Here is a 17,726-nt window from a genome sequence, read left to right as displayed (position 1 = left end):
ATCGAGGACGGCGCGGCCAACGCCCTGCTGGTCAAGGTCAACCAGATCGGCTCGCTGACCGAGACCCTGGACGCCGTCGAGCTGGCCCAGCGCAGACGTGACCGCGCTGTTGGCCGCGATGGCGAAGTCGTTGGTGAACGTCTTGCCGAGGTCCACCGACGAGGTCACGGTCCCGACCAGCTGCTCGGTGGCCAGCGAGGTCTTCGGGCCGCCCGCCGGCATGATGCCGTCCGGCAGGAACTGGCCCTTGTCCTGGTTCAGGGCGGTGATGTAGTCGGCCTTGGTGACCAGCTGGTTCTGCACGTACGACGACGGCAGCTTGTTCGCGATGTCGGCCGCGCTGTGGTCGTGGATCCAGTGCATGGTGGCCACGAGCGCGTCGACGACCTTCTGGACCGCGTCCTTGTGCGAGTTCACCCAGTCGGTGCGGGCGAGGACGCTGGCGGCCGGGAACGCGCCGCCCAGCGCCGCCTGGGCGCCGCCGGTGGTGGCCAGGTCGATGGCGGAGGTGCCGACGCCCTTCTTCTCGATGGCGGCGACCGTGGGCTGCGTCGTCATGACGCAGTCGGCCTTGCCGTTCTGCAGCGCGGCCACGGCGGTGGAACCGGCGCCGACCGCGAGCCGGTGGAACTGGCTGGTCTTGACGCCCTTCTTCGCTGCCATGAACTGGGTGAGGGTGTCGGTGCCCGAGCCCAGGTCGGTGACGCCGAGCGTCTTGCCCTTGAAGTCGGCGGCCGACGTCACGCCGCTCTTCTTGGTGCACATCTCCCGCTCGCCCGGCGCGCCGGACAGCTGGACGACGTCCTCGACCGCCTTGCCCTTCGACTGGAACTCGATCGTGTGGTTGTACCAGGCGCCGGCCATGTCCACCTGCCCCGAGGCCATGGCCTCCTCGGCGCCGACACCGCCGTTCTGCTCGGTGCTCAGCTCCACCTTGACGCCGTACTTCTGGTAGAAGCCGAGGTTCTGGGCGAGCTCGTAGGGCAGGTAGATCTGCTTGTCGATGCCGCCCACCATGAGCTTGACGGTCGGGGTGCCGCCGGAGCCGGACGACCCGGAGCTGCCGGAGTTGCTGGAACACGCGCTCGCGGCGCCGAGGGCGAGGACGGTGACGATCGACGCGGTGAGGGTTCTCTTGAGCATGGCGAGGCATACACCTTTCGGGAGTGCGGGGACGCGGGGGATGGGAGAAGAAGGTGCCCGGTCAGGAGGGCACGGGACTCAGAGGACGTTCGTCTCGGTGGGGGCCGGCGGACGCCAGGCGAGCAGCCGGTGTTCGAGCTTGCCGATCAGCCACTCCGCGCCGAGCACGATCACCGCGATGACGAGCATCGTGGCGAACACGCCGTTGGGGTCGAAGTTGTTCTGCGCGGTCTTGATGACCAGGCCGAGTCCGCTCTGCGCGCCGAGGACCTCGCCGACGAGCGCGCCGACGATGGCGAAGCCGAAGGCGCTGTGCAGGCTGGCGATGATCCAGGTCAGCGCGGAGGGCACCACGACGTGCCGGATGATCTGCGTCTGGGAGGCGCCGAGCACCCTGACGTTGGCCAGGACGTTGCGGTCGACCTCGCGGACGCCCTGGAAGGCGTTGAAGAAGACGATGAAGAACACCAGCACCGCGGCGAGCAGGATCTTCGGGGTCACGCCGATGCCGAAGGCCACGATGAAGATCGAGCCGAGGACGATGCGCGGGATCGCGTTGACCATCTTGATGTAGGGACCGAGCACGTCGGAGAGGTAGCGGCTCTGCCCGAGCGCGACACCGAAGACGACACCGGTGAGGGAGCCCACGACGAAGCCGACGAGCGCTTCCTGGATGGTGGTCCAGATGTTGTCGTAGAAGGAGCCGAACTCGGTGCCGTGCTGGAAGAGGTCGACGAGCCGCGTCCAGATGCCCGACGGCTGGCCGAAGAAGAACGGGTCGACGATGCCCCAGGCGGTGAAGGCCTGCCAGCCGCCGATCACGAAGACCGCGAGGCCGATACGGCCGGCCCACACCCGGGCGACGCGCCCCCGGGCGGCGCGCTGGGCCGCGGTCGCGGCCGGGCTCTTGCCGTCGTCGGCGGCGGAGGTGGTGGAAACCGTCGATGTGCTCATTCCGTGCCTCCCGCGGTGCGCGCGTAGGCACGCTCCACCTCTTCGCGCAGCGTGTCCCAGATCTGGTGCTGGAGTTCGATGAAACGGGGCTGGAAGCGGATCTCCTGGACCGAGCCGCGCGGGCGGGGCAGGTCGATGTCGAAGACCGCCTTGACCGAGCCGGGGCCGGACGTCATCACGACCACCCGGTCGGCGAGCGCCACCGCCTCGTCCAGGTCGTGGGTGATGAAGATGACGGACGGGCGGATCTGCTCCCACAGGGTCAGCAGCTCGGTCGACATGATCGCCTTGGTCTGCACGTCCAGGGCGCCGAACGGCTCGTCCATGATCAGGATCTTGGGTTCGTTGATGAGGGCCGCGGCCATCGCCACACGCTTGCGCATGCCACCGGAGAGCTGGTGGGGGTAGCGGTCCTCGAAGCCGGCGAGGCCGACCCGGCGCAGCCAGTCCCGCGCCGACGCCTGCGCCCGCTGCTTGGGCACCCCGCGGAAGACGGGACCCATGAGGACGTTGCCGAGGACGGTCTTCCAGGGCAGCAGGGCGTCGGACTGGAACATGAAGCTGACGCCGTCGGTGATGCCGTCCACCTCGCGGCCGCCGACCTTGACCGAGCCCTCGCTGGGCCGGTCGAGCCCGGAAACCATGCTCAGGGTCGTCGACTTGCCGCAGCCGGTGGGACCCACCACGGCGCAGAACTGGCCCGGCTCCACGGTGAACGAAACGCCTTGCAGCGCCGTGAACACCTCACCGGCAGGGGTCAGGAATCGCTTGGTGAGTCCGGAGATCTCGATGCGCGCGTCCGCATGGTCCGCCGCACCGGCGCCCGGGCTCGTCGCGACATCGTTTCGCGAAGCCATGTGGGGCCGTTTCCTTCCTTCTTACGGAGTTCCTCGGGAATTCCTCGGGGAGTTCCTCGCAGGCCGAGGAAGGCAGACGCTAGAGGCAGCCGCGTGTGACGTCGCTGTTTCCGAGCTATCTCGCGATAGTTGCGTAAAGTGCACTTCTGCTCGTTCTGCTCATGGGGGCGGGGGTGGGCAGCATCCGGTCCGTCCGGCACAATCGCGCCACCCGGGCACGTGCACGAGCCGGCCCGGCACGACACACACCGGCACCAAGAGGCACTCGTGATACGCATCCGTTTCCGGACCGGCCGCGGTGGCAATCGGAGGCTGTCCACGCGGATCCTCGCGAACCAGCTGGCCATCCTCGCGCTCACCGGTCTGATCGGTTTCGTCCTGTTCGCCTTCGCGCAGCGGGCCGAACTCGACCGCTCCTACGAGCAGCGGGCCCTGGCGATCGCGCAGACCACGGCCGCGGATCCGCAGATCCAGCAGGCCATGGCGCGCGGGGGCGGCGGGAGCGTGGTGCAGACGGTCGCCGAACGGATGCGCCGGTCGTCCGGGGCGTCGTACGTGGTCGTGATCGACCTGAGCGGCGTGCGGCGCTCGCACCCCATTCCCGAGCTGGTCGGCGAGCCGGTGGACGAGCCGATCGTGGTGCGGGACGGCCAACCGCACGTCGGCACCGACCACGGCGCGACCGGCCGGTCCGCCAACGGCAAGGCTCCTCTCTACGGGCCCTCCGGCGCGCTGGTCGGGGAGGTGTCCGTGGGCATCCCGGAACACGACGTGCTCGGGGAGCTGTGGCGCGAGCTGCCCACCTTCGGGCTGTACGCCACGATCGCCACCGCGATCGGCGCGGCGGCCGCCTATCTGCTGGCCCGGCGCCTGAAGCGGACCACGTTCGGCCTGGAGCTGGAGGAGATCGCCGGCCTGCTGCAGGACCGTGAGGCGATGCTGCACGGCATCCGGGAGGGTGTGGTCGCGTTCGCCCCCGACGGACGGATCACGGTCGTGAACGACGAGGCCCGGCGGCTGCTCGGCCTGGGGACCGCGCTCGGCAGCCGGCTGGAGGAGGTGCTGCCCGACGGACGGCTGCGCCGGGCGCTGGACGGCACCCTGACGGGCACCGACGTCAGCGTCCTGACCGACGACCACTGTCTCGCCGTCAACCGCATGCCGGTCACCCTGCACGGCCATGAACTGGGCGCCGTCGTCACCGTGCGCGACCGCACGGAGCTGGTCGGCCTGCTGCGCGAGCTGGACTCCGTGCGCGGCCTGACCGACGCCCTGCGGGCCCAGCAGCACGAGTTCACCAACCGGATGCACACCCTGGCCGGGCTGCTGGACATCGGCGAGCACCGGTCCGCGTACGAGTACGCCATCGACACGGCCCGCTCCGGGCAGGCGCTGACCGAGGCCGTGCGCCGGCACATCGGGAACCAGCTGATGGTCGGGCTCATCGTGGCGAAGACCACGGTGGCCGCCGAACGGGGAGTGCGGATTCTCCTCACCGACGACTCCGCGCTCGGTGCGGAACCGCCGCACCTGCGGCGGCTGCTGACCATCGTCGGCAACCTGCTCGACAACGCGATCGACGCGACGGCCGAGGCGCCGCCCGCGGAGGGCGGACGCCGGGTCCGGCTGACGCTGACCGAGGGCGACGACTCGATCGTCGTACGGGTGGCGGACAATGGTCCGGGCGTCGCCCCGGGCGCCTCCCAGTCGATCTTCGAGGACGGCTGGTCAACCCGCCCGGAGCGGGGCACCGCGCGCCGTGGCCTGGGGCTGGCCCTGGTGCACCGGCTGGTGCAGCGGCACGGCGGCACCATCACGGTCGGCGAGGGCACGGGCGCGGTCTTCACGGTCGTACTGCCGCTGCCGGACACGGCACCGGCACCGCGGGGCGCCCTGTTCACGACGGCGTCGCCCATGGGAGGTGAGGGCTGATGATAAGAACCCTGGTGGTGGACGACGACTTCCGGGTCAGCCAGATCCACAGCGACTACGTGCACCGGGTGCCGGGCTTCGAGGTGGCCGGCGAGGCCGCGTCGGTGGCCGAGGCTCTGGCGGCGGTACGCACCCTGCGGCCGGACCTGCTGCTGCTCGACGTCTTCCTGCCCGACGGCAGCGGGATCGACGTCCTGCGCCGGCTCAGCCAGGACCAGGGCGACGCCCGCCCCGACGTCCTCATGATCACCGCCGACCACGACATCACCTCGGTGCGGGCCGCGATGAAACTCGGCGCCATCGGCTACCTGGTGAAGCCGTTCGGCTCGGCCGACCTCGCCGAACGGCTCACCTCCTATCGCCAGCTCCGTGACCGCGTGGACGCGCTGAGCCGGACGACCACGGCCGACCAGGCCGATGTGGACGCCCTGTTCAGCGCCGCCCGGCCGCCCGCCGTGCCCCGGATCCCGGCCAAGGGCCACTCGGCGCCCACCCTCAGCGCGATCCACCAGGCCCTGCGCACGGCCCCCACCGCCCTGTCGGCCGCCGAGGCCGCCGAGGCGACCGGTGTCTCCCGCGCCACGGCCCAGCGGTACCTGTCCTACCTCGTCAAGGAGGGCACGGTCCGCCTGGAACTGCGCTACGGCACCACCGGCCGCCCCGAACACCTGTACCGCATCGGGCGCTGAACCTCGTCAGCGGTCCGCGGGCCCGTGGCAGCGGGCGCTGCCGGAGTCGGTGTAGCCGGTGCCGTTGGCGGCCTGGTAACTCCACGAGTAGCCCGCCGGCTTCAGGGTGAAGCGGCTGACGCCGTAGGAGGTGTCGTTGCCGGTGACACGGTTGGGCGACTTGTCGGCGGGGGCCAGGGAGTCCAGTCCCTCGCCGCCGGTGCCGATGACGAACTCGGTGATGCCCTTGTGCGCATCCGCCTGGCCCTGCGGGTTCTGCGGCGCGAACCGGGCGTAGAGGTGCTCGTGCCCGTTGAGCACGACGTCGACACCGGCCTTGTACAGCAGCGGCCACCACACGGCCTGCGACATCTTCCCCTCGTTCGAGGAGGAGGCGGCGGCGCTGAACGCCGGCTGGTGCCAGTAGGCCAGGGTGCACGGGGCGTGGTCGGTGGCGAGGTCGTCGCTCAGCCAGGCCGCCTGCTGCTTCACCCAGGCGCCGTCCTGGGAGCAACCGCCGGTCTGTACGGCGCACTCGGCGTTGAGCGAGATGATGTGCCAGGCGCCGAGGTCGTAGGAGTACCAGCCCTGGCCGGAGGTGCCCGCCTGGCCGTGTGCGCGGGGCACGGGCTGGCCCTGGGCGTCGGTGAGCGGGCTGCCGGCGGAGTCCAGGCTGCGGCCGTTGTAGTACGAGTAGTAGCCGGAGCCGCCGACTCCCTTCTCCCCGTCCTTGTAGTCGTAGAACTCGTGGTTGCCGGGCGCCGGGCGCTGAAGGTACTTGAACGCGCCGTAGGTCCGGTCGAAGGAACCCATGAAGTCGTTGTAGCGGCCCACCTGGTACTGCTCGTCGCCCAGCAGGGCCACCAGATCGGGCTGCATGTTCTCGACCTGGTCGGCCGTGAGCGTCTGGGCGTTCTGCCGGGTGTCGTCGCACAGGTACTTGTGGTCGACTCCGCCGTCGTCCCCGTCGGGCTCGCACGCGATGTCGCCGACCGCCGCGAGGACCGCCGTCCGGTCCGAAGTGGGCTGGTACGGCCAGGGGTTGTGGACGCTCTCGGCCGTCGCGGCGGTGGCGGTGAGCAGCAGGGCGCCGGTCGCGGCCACGGCCGCGAGGGTGCGACGTCTCATTCCAGCAGGCTCCTTCCCCGCCCCGTCCGATCGGAGCGGACGGGGCGCCATGATCGTGGCCATCGGCGCACGCCACCCGGCCGGAGGGCGAACTGCGGCCGTGGGGAAGGTGACCGTTCGACGCCGGCACGCTCTCCGGGCCATGGCGCGCGCGGCGCGGCCCTGGCCGGATGTGCCGTCGGAGTACGGCCCGTGGTCCGCCGCGCGGGCGGTGTTCGCCGTACCGGAGCGCCGGGCTCGCTGATCAGCGGCTACGACCGGCGCCGGCTAAGCCCTCTCCCCCGGCCCCGACCGTCCGCCTCCCGCGCGGAAGGCCACGCGAAGGAACACGTCGCCCACCGCTCAAGGCGGCCTACGCGACCGGGCGACGGCCCGCCCGCCGGCCGCGGATCCACTCGACGGCAGGGGGCAGCAGCCCGACGGCGACCACCGCGGCGATGCCGGGGACCAGGTACGCCGTTCCCCGCCGGCCGCTCTCCCCGAGGGCGTATCCGGTGAGCACCATCGACTGCGACCAGGCGAATCCGGCCACCGCCTGCCACAGGGTGAAGGAGGCAGCCGGCATGTCCAGCAGCCCGGCAGCCGGGTGGACCAGGGTGCGTACCACCGGCACGAACCGCCCCAGGACCACCGCCCGCCGGGGCCCGTACCGAGCGAACAGCGCCTCGGCCCGCCGCATATGGGTGCGGGCCCGCCCCTCGGGGCCGCGCAGCCGCATCGCCCTGCCGCCGCGCCGGCCGAGCCAGAACCCGGTCTGCGCGCCGGCCACCGACCCCAGGCCCGCGCTCACCAGCACGGACGTCAGCGACAGGTGGCTCCCGCCGGACGCGGTCAGTGAGCAGGCCAGCCCGGCCGGCAGGAGCAGCGCGTCCCCGGGCAGGAAGACGCCGAGAGCGGGGAGCCCGGTCTCGGCGAAGACCACGGCCAGCACGGCCCAGGCGCCGAACCTCGCGAGCATCGTGTGCGGGTCCAGTGCCCCCGCGACGATCATGGGACCGGTCGCCATCGACGGCCCCTCCCCCCTGCGCGCACCCCTGCACTCCCTCTCCAGATGTCGCCGGCTCGCCGCTGCGTCCGCAGTCGCAGCGACGGGCTCGGAGCGCGTCCCCGCATCACGTGCGCCAGGACGCCCCCTAATTACTACAACATGTAGTACATACGACTCCCGGCGACCCCGCAAGCCGGTCCGGCTCCGGGCGTGCCCGCCGCGCTAGGGGTGCCGGCCGTGGTGGGGGAAGCTGGGCGACGTCGTGGGCGAGGCGCCGCCCGTGGTGCCGCCGGTGCCGCCGGTGCCGCCGCCGGTGGTTCCGCCGAGCAGACCGCCGCCGCCAGTGGTGCCGTCGGTCCCGCCGCCCGTTGCGCCGGCGGTGGCGCCGGAGGTGTCCGTCGGGCTGGGGGTGACGCAGTGCTTCTTCCAGCCGTGGCAGCCGCTGTCGGAGGGGCTCGGCGAGGCCGGTGGGGTGGTGGCCGCCGAGGGGCTGCTCGCGGTGGCGGAGGGGGTGGGCGACGGGGCGCCGAACTCGTCGGTGCCCTGGCCCAGTTGCGGTGCGGGCGGGAACTGCTGGACGGCCTGGCCCTGGAGGGCGGCGGTCATGTAGCCGGTCCACACTTCGGTGGGCATGTCGGCACCGAAGACCTTGGAGTAGCCGCCGACGCCCTGCATGGACTGCAGGCCGGCGTTCTTCGGGTCCTCCTTGAACATGGTCACGGACGTGACCAGTTGCGGGGTGTAGCCGATGAACCAGGCGGACTTGTAGTCGTCGGTGGTGCCGGTCTTGCCGGCGACCGGCCGGCCCAGGGCCTGGGCGTTGGTGCCCGTGCCGCTCTTGACGACGCCCTGCAGGACGTCGGTGACGGTGTCGGCGGTCGAGGTGGGCATGGCCGTGACGCCCTGGGGCTTGTCGAAGCCGGGCAGCTGCCGGCCGTCGGCGATTACCTTGGTCACCGAGTACGGCTCGTGCTGGACGCCGCCGTCGTCGAAGGTGGCGTACGCGTCGGCCATGCGGATCGCCGAGGGGGTGGAGGTGCCGATGTAGAAGCCGGGTGTGTCGTACTGCAGGCTCTTGCGCAGCAGACCCGCCTTGAGGGCCTCGTTCTCCACGTTGCCGTAGCCGACGTACTCGCCGAGCTGGACGTAGGGGGTGTTGACGGACTGCTCCATGGCCTTGCGCAGGGTGATGTAACCCCACTTCGTGGTCACGTCGTTGTGCTGGTGCAGGAGCCCCGTGGGGTCGCCGGGGTCCGGCACCTCCTGGCCCTGCTGGTTCTTGATGGTGAGGCCGTCGTCACCGTTGAACTTGGAGTCCGGGGTGATCTGCGAGTACGGCTGGCCCGGGGAGAGCATGGCGCCGTGGTCGAGAGCCGCGGCCAGGTCGAGGGGCTTGAAGGTGGAGCCGACCGGCACACCGGTGGCGTCCGCGTTGTCGGTCCAGTGACCCTTGTTCCAGCCCGCTCCGCCGTACAGCGCCATGACCGCGCCGGTCGACGGATCGATCGATGCCGCGCCGACCTGGACGTCCTTGTCGGCCGAGCGGTGCTTCGGGTCGAGGTGCTTCTTCTGCATCGCCGCGACGGACGCCGACAGCGCGTTCACCTTCTTCTTGTCGAAGGTGGTGTAGATCTGGTAGCCGCCGTGACCGAGTTGCTGGTCGGTGAGGGACGAGCGGGCCTCGGCGTACTTCTCCGCGGCCTGCACCAGGTAGCCGGTCTGCCCGGACATCCCCGCCGACGGCGTGTAGGACCTCGGGGTGGGGAAGCCCGCGGCGAGGTACTGCTGCTCCTGGGCCGGGCTGATCTGGTGGATGGTGGCCATGCGGTTCAGCACGTACTTCCAGCGGGCGGTGGCCTGGGCCTTGGCCTGCGGGTCGGTGTCGGCGAGCATCATCACGCTCGGCTCGTTGACCGTGGCCGCGAGGAACGCGCCCTGGCTGACGGACAGCTGGGAGGCGTGCACGTGGTAGTAGGTGTTCGCCGCCGCCTCGATGCCGTAGGCGCCGCGCCCGTAGTAGCAGCTGTTGAGGTAGCCCTGCAGGATCTGCTGCTTCGACATCTGGCCACCGATCTTCAGGGAGATCAGGATCTCCCTGAACTTGCGGGTGACCGACTGGTTCTGGTCGAGGTACGTGTTCTTCACGAACTGCTGGGTGATGGTGGACCCGGACTGCACCTCACCGCCCGTGGCCATGTGGTAGACGGCGCGCAGCATGCCCTGCGTGTCGACGCCCGGATCGGTGTAGAAGGTGGCGTTCTCCGCGGCGAGGAAGTCCCACTGCACCAGCTTCGGAACCTGGGCGAGGTCGACGTTCTGCCGGTTGGTCGACCCCTGCGTGGCCATCACCGAGCCGTCGGACCAGTAGTAGGTGTTGCTCTGCTGCTGGGTGCTGGGATTGGCGCTCGGCACCGTCGTGGTGGCGTAGGCGTAGCCGAACAGGCTCAGCAGGCCGCCGAAGAGCAGCACGAAGGTGCCGAGCACGTGCTTCCACGAGGGCAGCCACCGCCGAAGGCCGCGCTTGTCCGAGCGCGGGTAGTCGATGAGGCCGCGCCGGCCGCCGCGCCCGGCGTTCGCGCGCCGGTCGTCCGCCCTGCGGCGTGCCGCTCGTCCGGTACCGGGCTGGGCGGGCCCTGCGCCGTACCGCGAGTCGTCCGGGCCGGACGGCCCCGTCCTCTCGGACGGCCTGCGCCGGTGTCCGCTCATGTTCGCCACTCCTGAACTCTCATCTCCTACGAATCGTAAGACTAACCAGTTCCCGGACCTCGCCGGTCACCGCCTCTGGGCAAAACTCCACGGCGCGTAGGATCGTCGTGGCGCGTGTACGGCAGGCACAGGAGGGGTGCATGGCTCACGACAGCGGTGGCGAGCACGCCGACCGCCGGGCGAGCGGGGCTTTGGAGGCCGAGATCATGGCCGTGCTCTGGGGTGCCGGAGAGCCGATGACCGCCGGGGCCGTCCAGGCCGTCCTCGCCCCGGGACTCGCCTACAAGACCGTCCTCACCGTGCTGGGGCGACTGCACGTCAAGGGGATGCTGGAACGCGAGCGCATCGGCCGGGCCCACGCCTATCACCCGCGCAAGGAGGCGGCCGAGGCGTCCGCCGAGCAGATGAAGACCGCCCTGGACCGCGGTCACGACCGCACCGCCGTGCTGCAGCGCTTCATCGAGACCCTGGACCCCGCGGACGAGGCCGCGCTGCGCGCCCTGCTCGGCCCGCCCGAGTGACGCGACCCGCCCGGCGTTGCGCCCCGCCCGGCTTCAGAACAGATGGAGAACATGCACGCAACGGGCCAGGTCCGAGGTGACCTCCGCGAAGGCCACGCTGGTCAGGGCGGTGACCGCCAGGGTGGGCAGGGCCGCGGCCCAGTGGCTGGTCGGGCGGTCGGCCTGCAGGGCGCCGACGCGCGCGGTGACCTTGTGCCGCAGGTAGGCCAGGACGCCTTGCGGCGCGCGTGTCCGGGTGGCGTCGGCGATCGCGAGCGCGGCGCGGGCCAGGGAACGGGCGGCGAGCGGGCGGCTGCCGGTCGTCTGCGCCGCCTCCTCGTCCGCCCAGCGTTCGATGTGGAAGGCGATGAGGTCTCGGACCGGCCGCAGCAGCGGATTGCAGGCGGCGGCGGTCTCGGCGACCACGGCGTAGAGATGGTGCCGGTGGAGCAGATGGGCCCGCTCGTGGGCGAGCAGCACGGCCTGTTCGTCGGCGGGCAGGGCGCGCAGCATCCCGGTGGTCACCACGACCCGCTTCGATCGTCCGGGCAGCGCGTAGGCGTCCGGCTCGTCCGTCTCGACCACGACCAGGTCGCCGGCCGCCGGCCGCGTCCTCAGCGGGGCGAGCGCGCGCAACGTCGACCATCGGCGCCATATCACCCTGAGGGTCCGCAGCAGCGCGACCGCCAGCAGCCCGGCCGCCACTACCCCCAGCACGTTGGGAACCGGATCGTCGTTGGCCAGGGCGATCGGGCTGCTGTGGGCCTGGTCCTGGAAGACGTCGGTGCGCCCCAGTCCGCCCACCGTCACGGCGGTCAGACCCCACACCGTGGCGGCCGTCGCGACGAGGCTCAGCAGGGTGAGGGCGCGCACCGCGGCAGCGGGGGCCAGTCGGCGTCCCAGCTGCGGACCGAGCAGGGCCAGGGCGACCGAGGCCAGAAGAAGCAGGTAGACGGTGATGTGCACAGCGGCTCCGGTCGGCTTCAGTTCCAGTCGACCAGTAGAGCACGGCCAGTCATTTGTTCGACGTGCGTGAGGTAAGACCCTAGTTAGTTCCTGTCGATGCCGTCCGCCGGTCCGTGGCTGCGGGACCGCCCACCTCGGTCTCACATAATGTAGGAGCCCCCTGTACGCCGTGGAGCGCAGGGCCCGGCGTGGGAGCGGAGGTGTCCAGCGTGAACGAGGGCGTGGTGACGGTGGTGGTCATCACCTACAACGACGCGGAGCGAGTCGCGGAGGCGGTCGACTCGGCCCTCGCGCAGGGCGACGCGGTCGGCGAGGTCGTGGTCGTCGACGACGCTTCCACCGACGGCACACCCCAGCTGCTGGCTGAGCTCGCGGCCGCCGACCCCCGGGTGCGCGTCGTACGTCGTGCGGACAACAGCGGGGGCTGCGGAACCCCGCGCAACGACGGGATCGACGCGGCCCGCTCCCCCTGGCTCGTCTTCCTCGACAGCGACGACGTGCTTCCGCCGAAGGCCGTGGACGCGCTGCTCGCCGTCGCACGGCGGCACGACGCCGATGTGGCGGCGGGCCTGTGCGTACGGCGCGAGCTGCCCGGCGGACGTGAGATCCGCTGGCAGGAGCAGCTGTTCACGACCGAGTCGGTGCACGACGGGGTGGCCGCGCGCCCGGCGACGCTGTGGGACACGCTGTCGGTGAACAAGATCTACCGCCGGGACTTCCTGCTCTCCCGGCGGATCCGTTTCCCGGACGGCGCGGCGCACTACGAGGACTTCGTCTTCACCGCGCGGGTCTACGCGGCCCGTCCGCGTCTCGCCGTCACCCCCGAGACCGTCTATGTCTGGCATGTGCGCTACGGCGCCGGGCAGGCCTCGATCTCGCTGCGCCGGGACCGGATCCAGAACTGGCAGGACCGGGTCGCCGCCCATCAGCAGGTGCTGGAGATCATGCGGGCGAGCGGCGACCGGGATCTGCTGATCGCCGCGCAGACCAAGTTCCTCGAGTTCGATCTCCCCGTCTACCTGGGCGAGCTGCCTCGGCGTGCGCCCGAGTACCAGGACCTGTGGTGGCAGATCACCCGCGAGCATGTGCGCGCCTTCGAAGAGGAGGCCGTGCTCCGGGCCACACCCGCGGCGCGCTGGCGCACCGCGGTGCTGCTCGGGCGCGAGCGGGAGGCCGCGGGCCTTCGCCGGCTGGCCGAGCTGGCGGCCGACCCGCCGCGGCTGGCGCCCCCGTACGCCGGTGACGTGCGGCGGCCGCTGTGGGACGAGGCGACTCCCGCCCCGGACGGAGCGGGCGAGATCGTGCTCGACGGCCTCGCCGACGCCCCGGTCGCGCAGCTGCCGTTCTACGTCGCTGCGGACGTGACCGCAGGCCGTCGGCTCCGGCTCGAGCTGCGGCTGACCGACCTCTACGGCAGGACCGCGCAGGCCGGCCCGGAGCGGGCGACCGTCGAGTTCCGGCACCGGGTGACGGACGCGGTCCACCGGTGCGAGGCGGTGTGGGAGGCCGCGCCCGGCGGCGAGGGCTGGCGGGCCCTCGTCACCGTCGACGCGGCGGTGCTCTGCGAACACGGCACGATCACCACCTGGGACGCCTGGGTGACCCTGGCCTTCCGCGACGGTGAGCCGGTCACACGGCCGCTGCGCGCCGGGGCGGGACTCAGGCGACTGGTGCGGCTCGGGGGGCGGGGGCGGGTGCTGCTGCTCCAGCCGTATGCCACCAACAGCGGATGTCTCGCCCTGCGCGTCGCCGACGGCCTGGTGGGCATGCGCAGCGTGGTCGCCGGCCGGCTCGCACGTCACGTGCGGCGCTGACCGGCGACCGGGCTCAACTCGGGGCCGATGTACGGCGGTCGGGGTCGGCCTACGCCCCGGACCGCTCGCCCAGGAACACGCTGCGCACGACGCGCTCGGCCGCGCGCCCGTCGTCGTGGGGGCAGAAGCGGTCCCGGAACCCGGCGAGCCGCTTGACCGCGCTCGGCCCCGTGTGCTCGCCGCTGCGGAACACCTCGACGAGCCTGTCCTGCGTGGTGGCGACCGCGCCGGGCCCCTCGGCGAGGAGGTCGAGGTAGACCCCCCGTGAGCGCCGGTACGCCTCCCAGTCGGGGGCGTAGATCACGATCGGCCGGTCCAGGACGGCGTAGTCGAACATCACGGAGGAGTAGTCGGTGATCAGGACGTCGGCGGCGATGCACAGGTCCTCGATCGACGGGTGGGACGAGACGTCCACGACGCCCCGTGACGAGCCGGTCCGCGGGAGGTCGAAGTAGTGCGAGCGCACCAGCAGGACATGGTCGTCGCCGAGCTGATCCGCGAATCGCCGCACGTCCAGTACGGGCGCCGTCCCGTCCTGGTGGTCGCGGTGGGTGGGCGCGTAGAGGACGGCGGTCTGCCCGGGCGCGATGCCGAGCTCGCCCCGCACCTGGTTCGCCCGGTCGAGCGAGGCGTTGACCAGCCGGTCGACGCGCGGATAGCCCGTCTCCAGCACCTCGTAGTCGCCGGGGTAGACCCGGGTGAACACCTCGGTGGTGTGCGGGTTCGGCGAGACCAGGACGTCCCACCTGCCGCTCTGCTCCACCAGCCGGTCGAAGTTCATACCGCGTGCCGCGGCGGGGTGGTCCCTGAGGTCGGTGCCCATCTTCTTCAGCGGGGTGCCGTGCTGGGTCTGCACCAGCACCGCGTCACGCCGCTTGGGCAGCTCGTACGGGAAGTTGACGTTGTTGACCAGGTACTTGGCGCGGGCCATGGTGCGCAGGCAGCGGGGGGTTCCGTCCACCACGTACTCGACCCCCGGCGGGATGGAAGCCGTCCTGTCCTTGGCGACCACCCACACTCCGCGGATGCCGGGCGCGAGCTCGCGGGCCTTCTCGAAGATGGCCGCGGGATTGCAGGCGTAGCCGCGGTTCCAGTAGGCGGCGTAGACGGCCAGGGTGTCGTCGGCGGGAAGCCGCAGGCAGGCCCGGTAGTAGACCCGCCGCAGAGCCGTCGCCGCGAGCCGGGGTGCCCGCCGGGCCGCGCCGCGCGTGCGGCCGAGGGCGCCGCGAAGCCCGAGCCGCAGCCGGTTCACCGACTGCAGCGCCGCGTTCGCGGGATAGGCCCCCCGCTCCACCAGCCGGTACTGCAGGCCGCGCACCCCGGACGGGTAGGCGTAGCCGCGCGGCCGGAACCGCCGGAAGTGCTCGGACGTACGTCGGAAGAAGTCGCGCCGCATGTTCGCCGGCACCAGGCCGGGGGTGGCGAGCACGGTCGTCGCGTGGCGCACGGTGCGGTCGAAGACCGCCTTGCGGAACGGCTCGGCGGCCCCGGCCTCGCGGTCGATGAAGGCGAAGATGCGCTCGTACTGGCCGAAGAGGTCGAAGTGCTTCGGGCTGGAGGTGTTGGTGATCGCGCCCTCGCGCCCGCGCCGGTAGTGGTAGCAGACCCGGTCGAGCATGCTGATCCGGCGCGCCGCGAGCAGCGTGGGGTAGGTGACCGAGATGTCCTCGTAGTACCCGTGCCCGAACTCCACGTCCAGGCCGAGCAGGAACTCCCGGCGCAGCACCCTGCTCCAGGCGGTCATGATGAGGTCCAGGGTGCTGGGCCGCTCCCCGAGGGTGAACGTCTCGGGAGCGTCCCGGAAGAGATGCGCGCGCACGTTGCGCTCCACACGCCCGTCGGGGCCGAGCAGGGCATGGTCGACGAGGAGCACGTCGGGACCGGTCCGCCGCAGCCGCTCGGCGACCGCGGCCAGCGCCCCGGAAGTCAGCCGGTCGTCGCTGTCGACGAACCAGACGTAGTCGCCCTTGGCCAGGGCGAGGCCCTCGACGCGCGCCCGGCCGAGCCCCACGTTCTCCGGCAGGTGCACCACCCGCAGCCGGGGGTCCCCGGCCGCGTACGCGTCGAGCAGGGCACCGCTGCCGTCGGGGGAACAGTCGTCCACGGCGATGACCTCGACACCCCCGAAGGACTGCTCCGGCCCCAGCAGGGAGTCCAGGCATTCCGGCAGGCAGTCCTCCACCTGGTAGACGGGCAGGACGACGCTGATGAACACCTCCTCCTCGGACGGGTGCGTGGCCGGGCTGTCATTCGTTGCCACATGTCCTCCAGGCAGGGGTCGCTGTCTGTGCCTCGTGCGCCCGGACCGGGGCCGGTCCCACGCCCGGACGGCTTGCGTCGCGGGTCGCAGGCACCGCCGGCGGCGGTGGCACCGATCCACCGACGGCGTTCCGCCAGTGCTCGGCAACGCGGCCGGGTCACGGGCACAGAATAATCCTACAAAGTGTAGTACTACCGGGCGGGCCGTGAGCCGGTGCGAAAGGCAGGCAACTCGGAGATACCAGGCAGCACGGTCATCGCGCCCGGAACCCAGCGAGGACACCACCCGAAAGGGCGACCGCCCACGCTCACGGCACGCCGAGGGCGGTCATCCGTGCCGGCCTGCGCCAAGGGCCGCCGGCGCCCGGCCGGCGCTGGGTGCGCTGCCGGGCACGCCCGAGCCGGACGCGGAGTACGAGTGCGTCCGGGCCGCGGGCACGCAGGCAGCCCGGCCGACCGTGGGTCCCCCAACTGCAGTTATTGTATGTGCAGTTGTCCACCGACCCGCGTCACGACAGGCGTCCTCACCAGTCGTGCACGGTCCCGTCGTGCAGCCTGCTGATCGGCAAGTACGCCTGCTGGTAGGGGAAGTGACGCGCCGCTTCGACGTCCAGGTCGACGCCGAGACCCGGCTCGTCGGACGGATGCAGCAGTCCCTCCTCGAAGCGGTAGGAGGTCCGGAACACCTCCAGGGTCCGCTCGGAGTGCCGCATGTACTCCTGGATGCCGAAGTTGTGCACGGCCAGGTCCAGATGGAGGGCGGCGGCCATGCCCACGGGGGAGATGTCGGTGGGGCCGTGCATCCCGGACCTGACGCCGTAGACGGCCGCCAGGTCCAGCAGCTTCCTCATCGCGGTGACGCCGCCGGTGTGGGTCACCGCGGAGCGCACGTAGTCGATCAGCCTCCCGCTCAGCAACGTGGTGTAGTCGTAGACGGAGTTGAACACCTCGCCGATCGCCAGCGGTGTCGTCGTGTGCTGCCGGATCAGGCGCAGGGCCTCCTGGTCCTCCGCGGGCGTGGCGTCCTCCAGCCAGAACAGGTCGTACGGCTCCAGCGACCTGCCCAGCCGGGCGGCCTGGATCGGTGTCATCCGGTGGTGCCCGTCGTGCAGCAACGGGAGTTCCGGGCCGAACTCCGCCCGGACGGCCTCGAGGACGCCGGGCAGGTGCCGCAGGTACGCGCGCGTGTCCCAGGTCTCCACGGTGGGCCGGAGCCGGTCGCCGCCGGTGCGCCGCGCGGGCTCGTAGTCGTAGCGGTCTCCCCCGCCGGCGCTCGAAGCGGCCACGCCGTACACCGAGTCGAAGCCGGGGATCCCGGTCTGTACGCGGATGGCGCGGTAGCCCTGCTCCAGGTGCGCGCGTACGGAGTCGAGCAGTTCGGGCACGTCGCGGCCGGAGGCGTGACCGTAGGCGAGGGCGCCGGTGCGGGACGCGCCGCCGAGGAGTTGATAGAGGGGCATCTTCGCGCACTTGGCCTTGATGTCCCACAGCGCGGTGTCCACGGCCGCGATCGCCGCCATGGTCACGGGTCCGCGCCGCCAGTACGCCCCCCGGTAGAGGTGCTGCCAGGTGTCCTCGATACGGGAGGCGTCGCTCCCGATGAGCAGGGGCACGACATGACTGTCCAGGTAGGAGTGGACGGCCATCTCACGGCCGTTGAGCGTGGCGTCGCCGAGGCCGACGACACCGTCCTCGGTGGTGATGCGCAGGGTGACGAAGTTCCGTCCCGGGCTGGTGACGATCACCTCGGCGGACACGATCTGTATGATGGTTCCCCCTGTTTCCGGCGGTTCTGTCGGTCCGTTCGGTCG

Annotated in this window: 12 protein-coding genes and 2 pseudogenes; 5 read left to right on the top strand and 9 right to left on the bottom strand. The window is 71.5% G+C overall.

Annotated features, from left to right (window positions below; genetic code table 11):
* Window positions 1-97, top strand: a pseudogene (locus tag ACWEN3_RS08415) (hypothetical protein); the annotation flags it as partial.
* 239 nt (window positions 98-336) lie between these two features.
* Here ACWEN3_RS08415 and ACWEN3_RS08410 read toward each other — a convergent pair.
* From ACWEN3_RS08410 to ACWEN3_RS08400, 3 genes and pseudogenes are all read right to left on the bottom strand, one after another.
* Window positions 337-1,143, bottom strand: a pseudogene (locus ACWEN3_RS08410) (ABC transporter substrate-binding protein); the annotation flags it as partial.
* 78 nt (window positions 1,144-1,221) lie between these two features.
* Window positions 1,222-2,097: an ABC transporter permease gene (locus ACWEN3_RS08405; RefSeq protein ID WP_452967283.1), complete on the bottom strand. Its 876-nt coding sequence runs from the start codon at window positions 2,095-2,097 to the stop codon at window positions 1,222-1,224.
* Window positions 2,094-2,954: an ABC transporter ATP-binding protein gene (locus ACWEN3_RS08400; protein ID WP_452967280.1), complete on the bottom strand. Its 861-nt coding sequence runs from the start codon at window positions 2,952-2,954 to the stop codon at window positions 2,094-2,096. The genes ACWEN3_RS08405 and ACWEN3_RS08400 overlap by 4 nt, the downstream gene beginning before the upstream one ends.
* A 267-nt stretch (window positions 2,955-3,221) precedes the next feature.
* Between ACWEN3_RS08400 and ACWEN3_RS08395 the strand changes: the two genes are divergently transcribed.
* Window positions 3,222-4,886: an ATP-binding protein gene (locus tag ACWEN3_RS08395; RefSeq protein WP_452967278.1), complete on the top strand. Its 1,665-nt coding sequence runs from the start codon at window positions 3,222-3,224 to the stop codon at window positions 4,884-4,886.
* Window positions 4,886-5,575 carry a response regulator gene (locus ACWEN3_RS08390; RefSeq protein WP_452967275.1) on the top strand — a complete coding sequence of 230 codons (690 nt, stop codon included), beginning with the start codon at window positions 4,886-4,888 and terminating at the stop codon, window positions 5,573-5,575. Before ACWEN3_RS08395 ends, ACWEN3_RS08390 begins: the two co-directional genes overlap by 1 nt.
* 6 nt (window positions 5,576-5,581) lie before the next feature.
* On the opposite strand, the gene ACWEN3_RS08385 is transcribed toward ACWEN3_RS08390, so the two are convergent.
* From ACWEN3_RS08385 to ACWEN3_RS08375, 3 genes are all read right to left on the bottom strand, one after another.
* Window positions 5,582-6,682, bottom strand: coding sequence for a metallophosphoesterase family protein (locus ACWEN3_RS08385; RefSeq protein ID WP_452967273.1), 1,101 nt, complete (start codon window positions 6,680-6,682; stop codon window positions 5,582-5,584).
* 352 nt (window positions 6,683-7,034) lie between these two features.
* Window positions 7,035-7,688, bottom strand: coding sequence for a DedA family protein (locus ACWEN3_RS08380; protein ID WP_452967270.1), 654 nt, complete (start codon window positions 7,686-7,688; stop codon window positions 7,035-7,037).
* A gap of 204 nt (window positions 7,689-7,892) precedes the next feature.
* A complete protein-coding gene (locus tag ACWEN3_RS08375; protein ID WP_452967267.1) occupies window positions 7,893-10,376 on the bottom strand; it encodes a transglycosylase domain-containing protein in 2,484 nt (827 codons plus the stop codon).
* A 140-nt stretch (window positions 10,377-10,516) separates the two neighbouring features.
* Between ACWEN3_RS08375 and ACWEN3_RS08370 the strand changes: the two genes are divergently transcribed.
* Window positions 10,517-10,897: a BlaI/MecI/CopY family transcriptional regulator gene (locus ACWEN3_RS08370; RefSeq protein WP_452967265.1), complete on the top strand. Its 381-nt coding sequence runs from the start codon at window positions 10,517-10,519 to the stop codon at window positions 10,895-10,897.
* A 33-nt stretch (window positions 10,898-10,930) separates the two neighbouring features.
* Here the strand turns inward: ACWEN3_RS08370 and ACWEN3_RS08365 are convergent, their stop codons facing one another.
* Window positions 10,931-11,842 (bottom strand): M56 family metallopeptidase, encoded by a 912-nt coding sequence (locus tag ACWEN3_RS08365; RefSeq protein ID WP_452967262.1) that lies wholly within the window; start codon window positions 11,840-11,842, stop codon window positions 10,931-10,933.
* A gap of 200 nt (window positions 11,843-12,042) precedes the next feature.
* Here ACWEN3_RS08365 and ACWEN3_RS08360 point away from each other — a divergent pair, with 200 nt between their 5' ends.
* Window positions 12,043-13,656, top strand: a complete 1,614-nt coding sequence (locus ACWEN3_RS08360) for a glycosyltransferase family 2 protein (RefSeq protein WP_452967259.1) — start codon at window positions 12,043-12,045, stop codon at window positions 13,654-13,656.
* Between the two features lie 49 nt (window positions 13,657-13,705).
* Here ACWEN3_RS08360 and ACWEN3_RS08355 read toward each other — a convergent pair whose 3' ends face one another.
* Together ACWEN3_RS08355 and manD are read right to left on the bottom strand one after the other, a co-directional pair.
* Window positions 13,706-15,916 carry a bifunctional glycosyltransferase/CDP-glycerol:glycerophosphate glycerophosphotransferase gene (locus tag ACWEN3_RS08355; protein WP_452967256.1) on the bottom strand — a complete coding sequence of 737 codons (2,211 nt, stop codon included), beginning with the start codon at window positions 15,914-15,916 and terminating at the stop codon, window positions 13,706-13,708.
* Between the two features lie 523 nt (window positions 15,917-16,439).
* The gene (gene manD / locus ACWEN3_RS08350) at window positions 16,440-17,681 is read right to left on the bottom strand and encodes a D-mannonate dehydratase ManD (RefSeq protein WP_452967285.1); all 1,242 of its coding nucleotides are present in this window, start codon (window positions 17,679-17,681) and stop codon (window positions 16,440-16,442) included.
* Window positions 17,682-17,726: the final 45 nt, after the last annotated feature.

It is taken from the genome of Streptomyces sp. NPDC004561 (assembly GCF_053602155.1).
The sequence above is the reverse complement of the archived record's forward strand: the minus strand, read 5'-3'. Positions and strand labels throughout refer to the sequence as shown.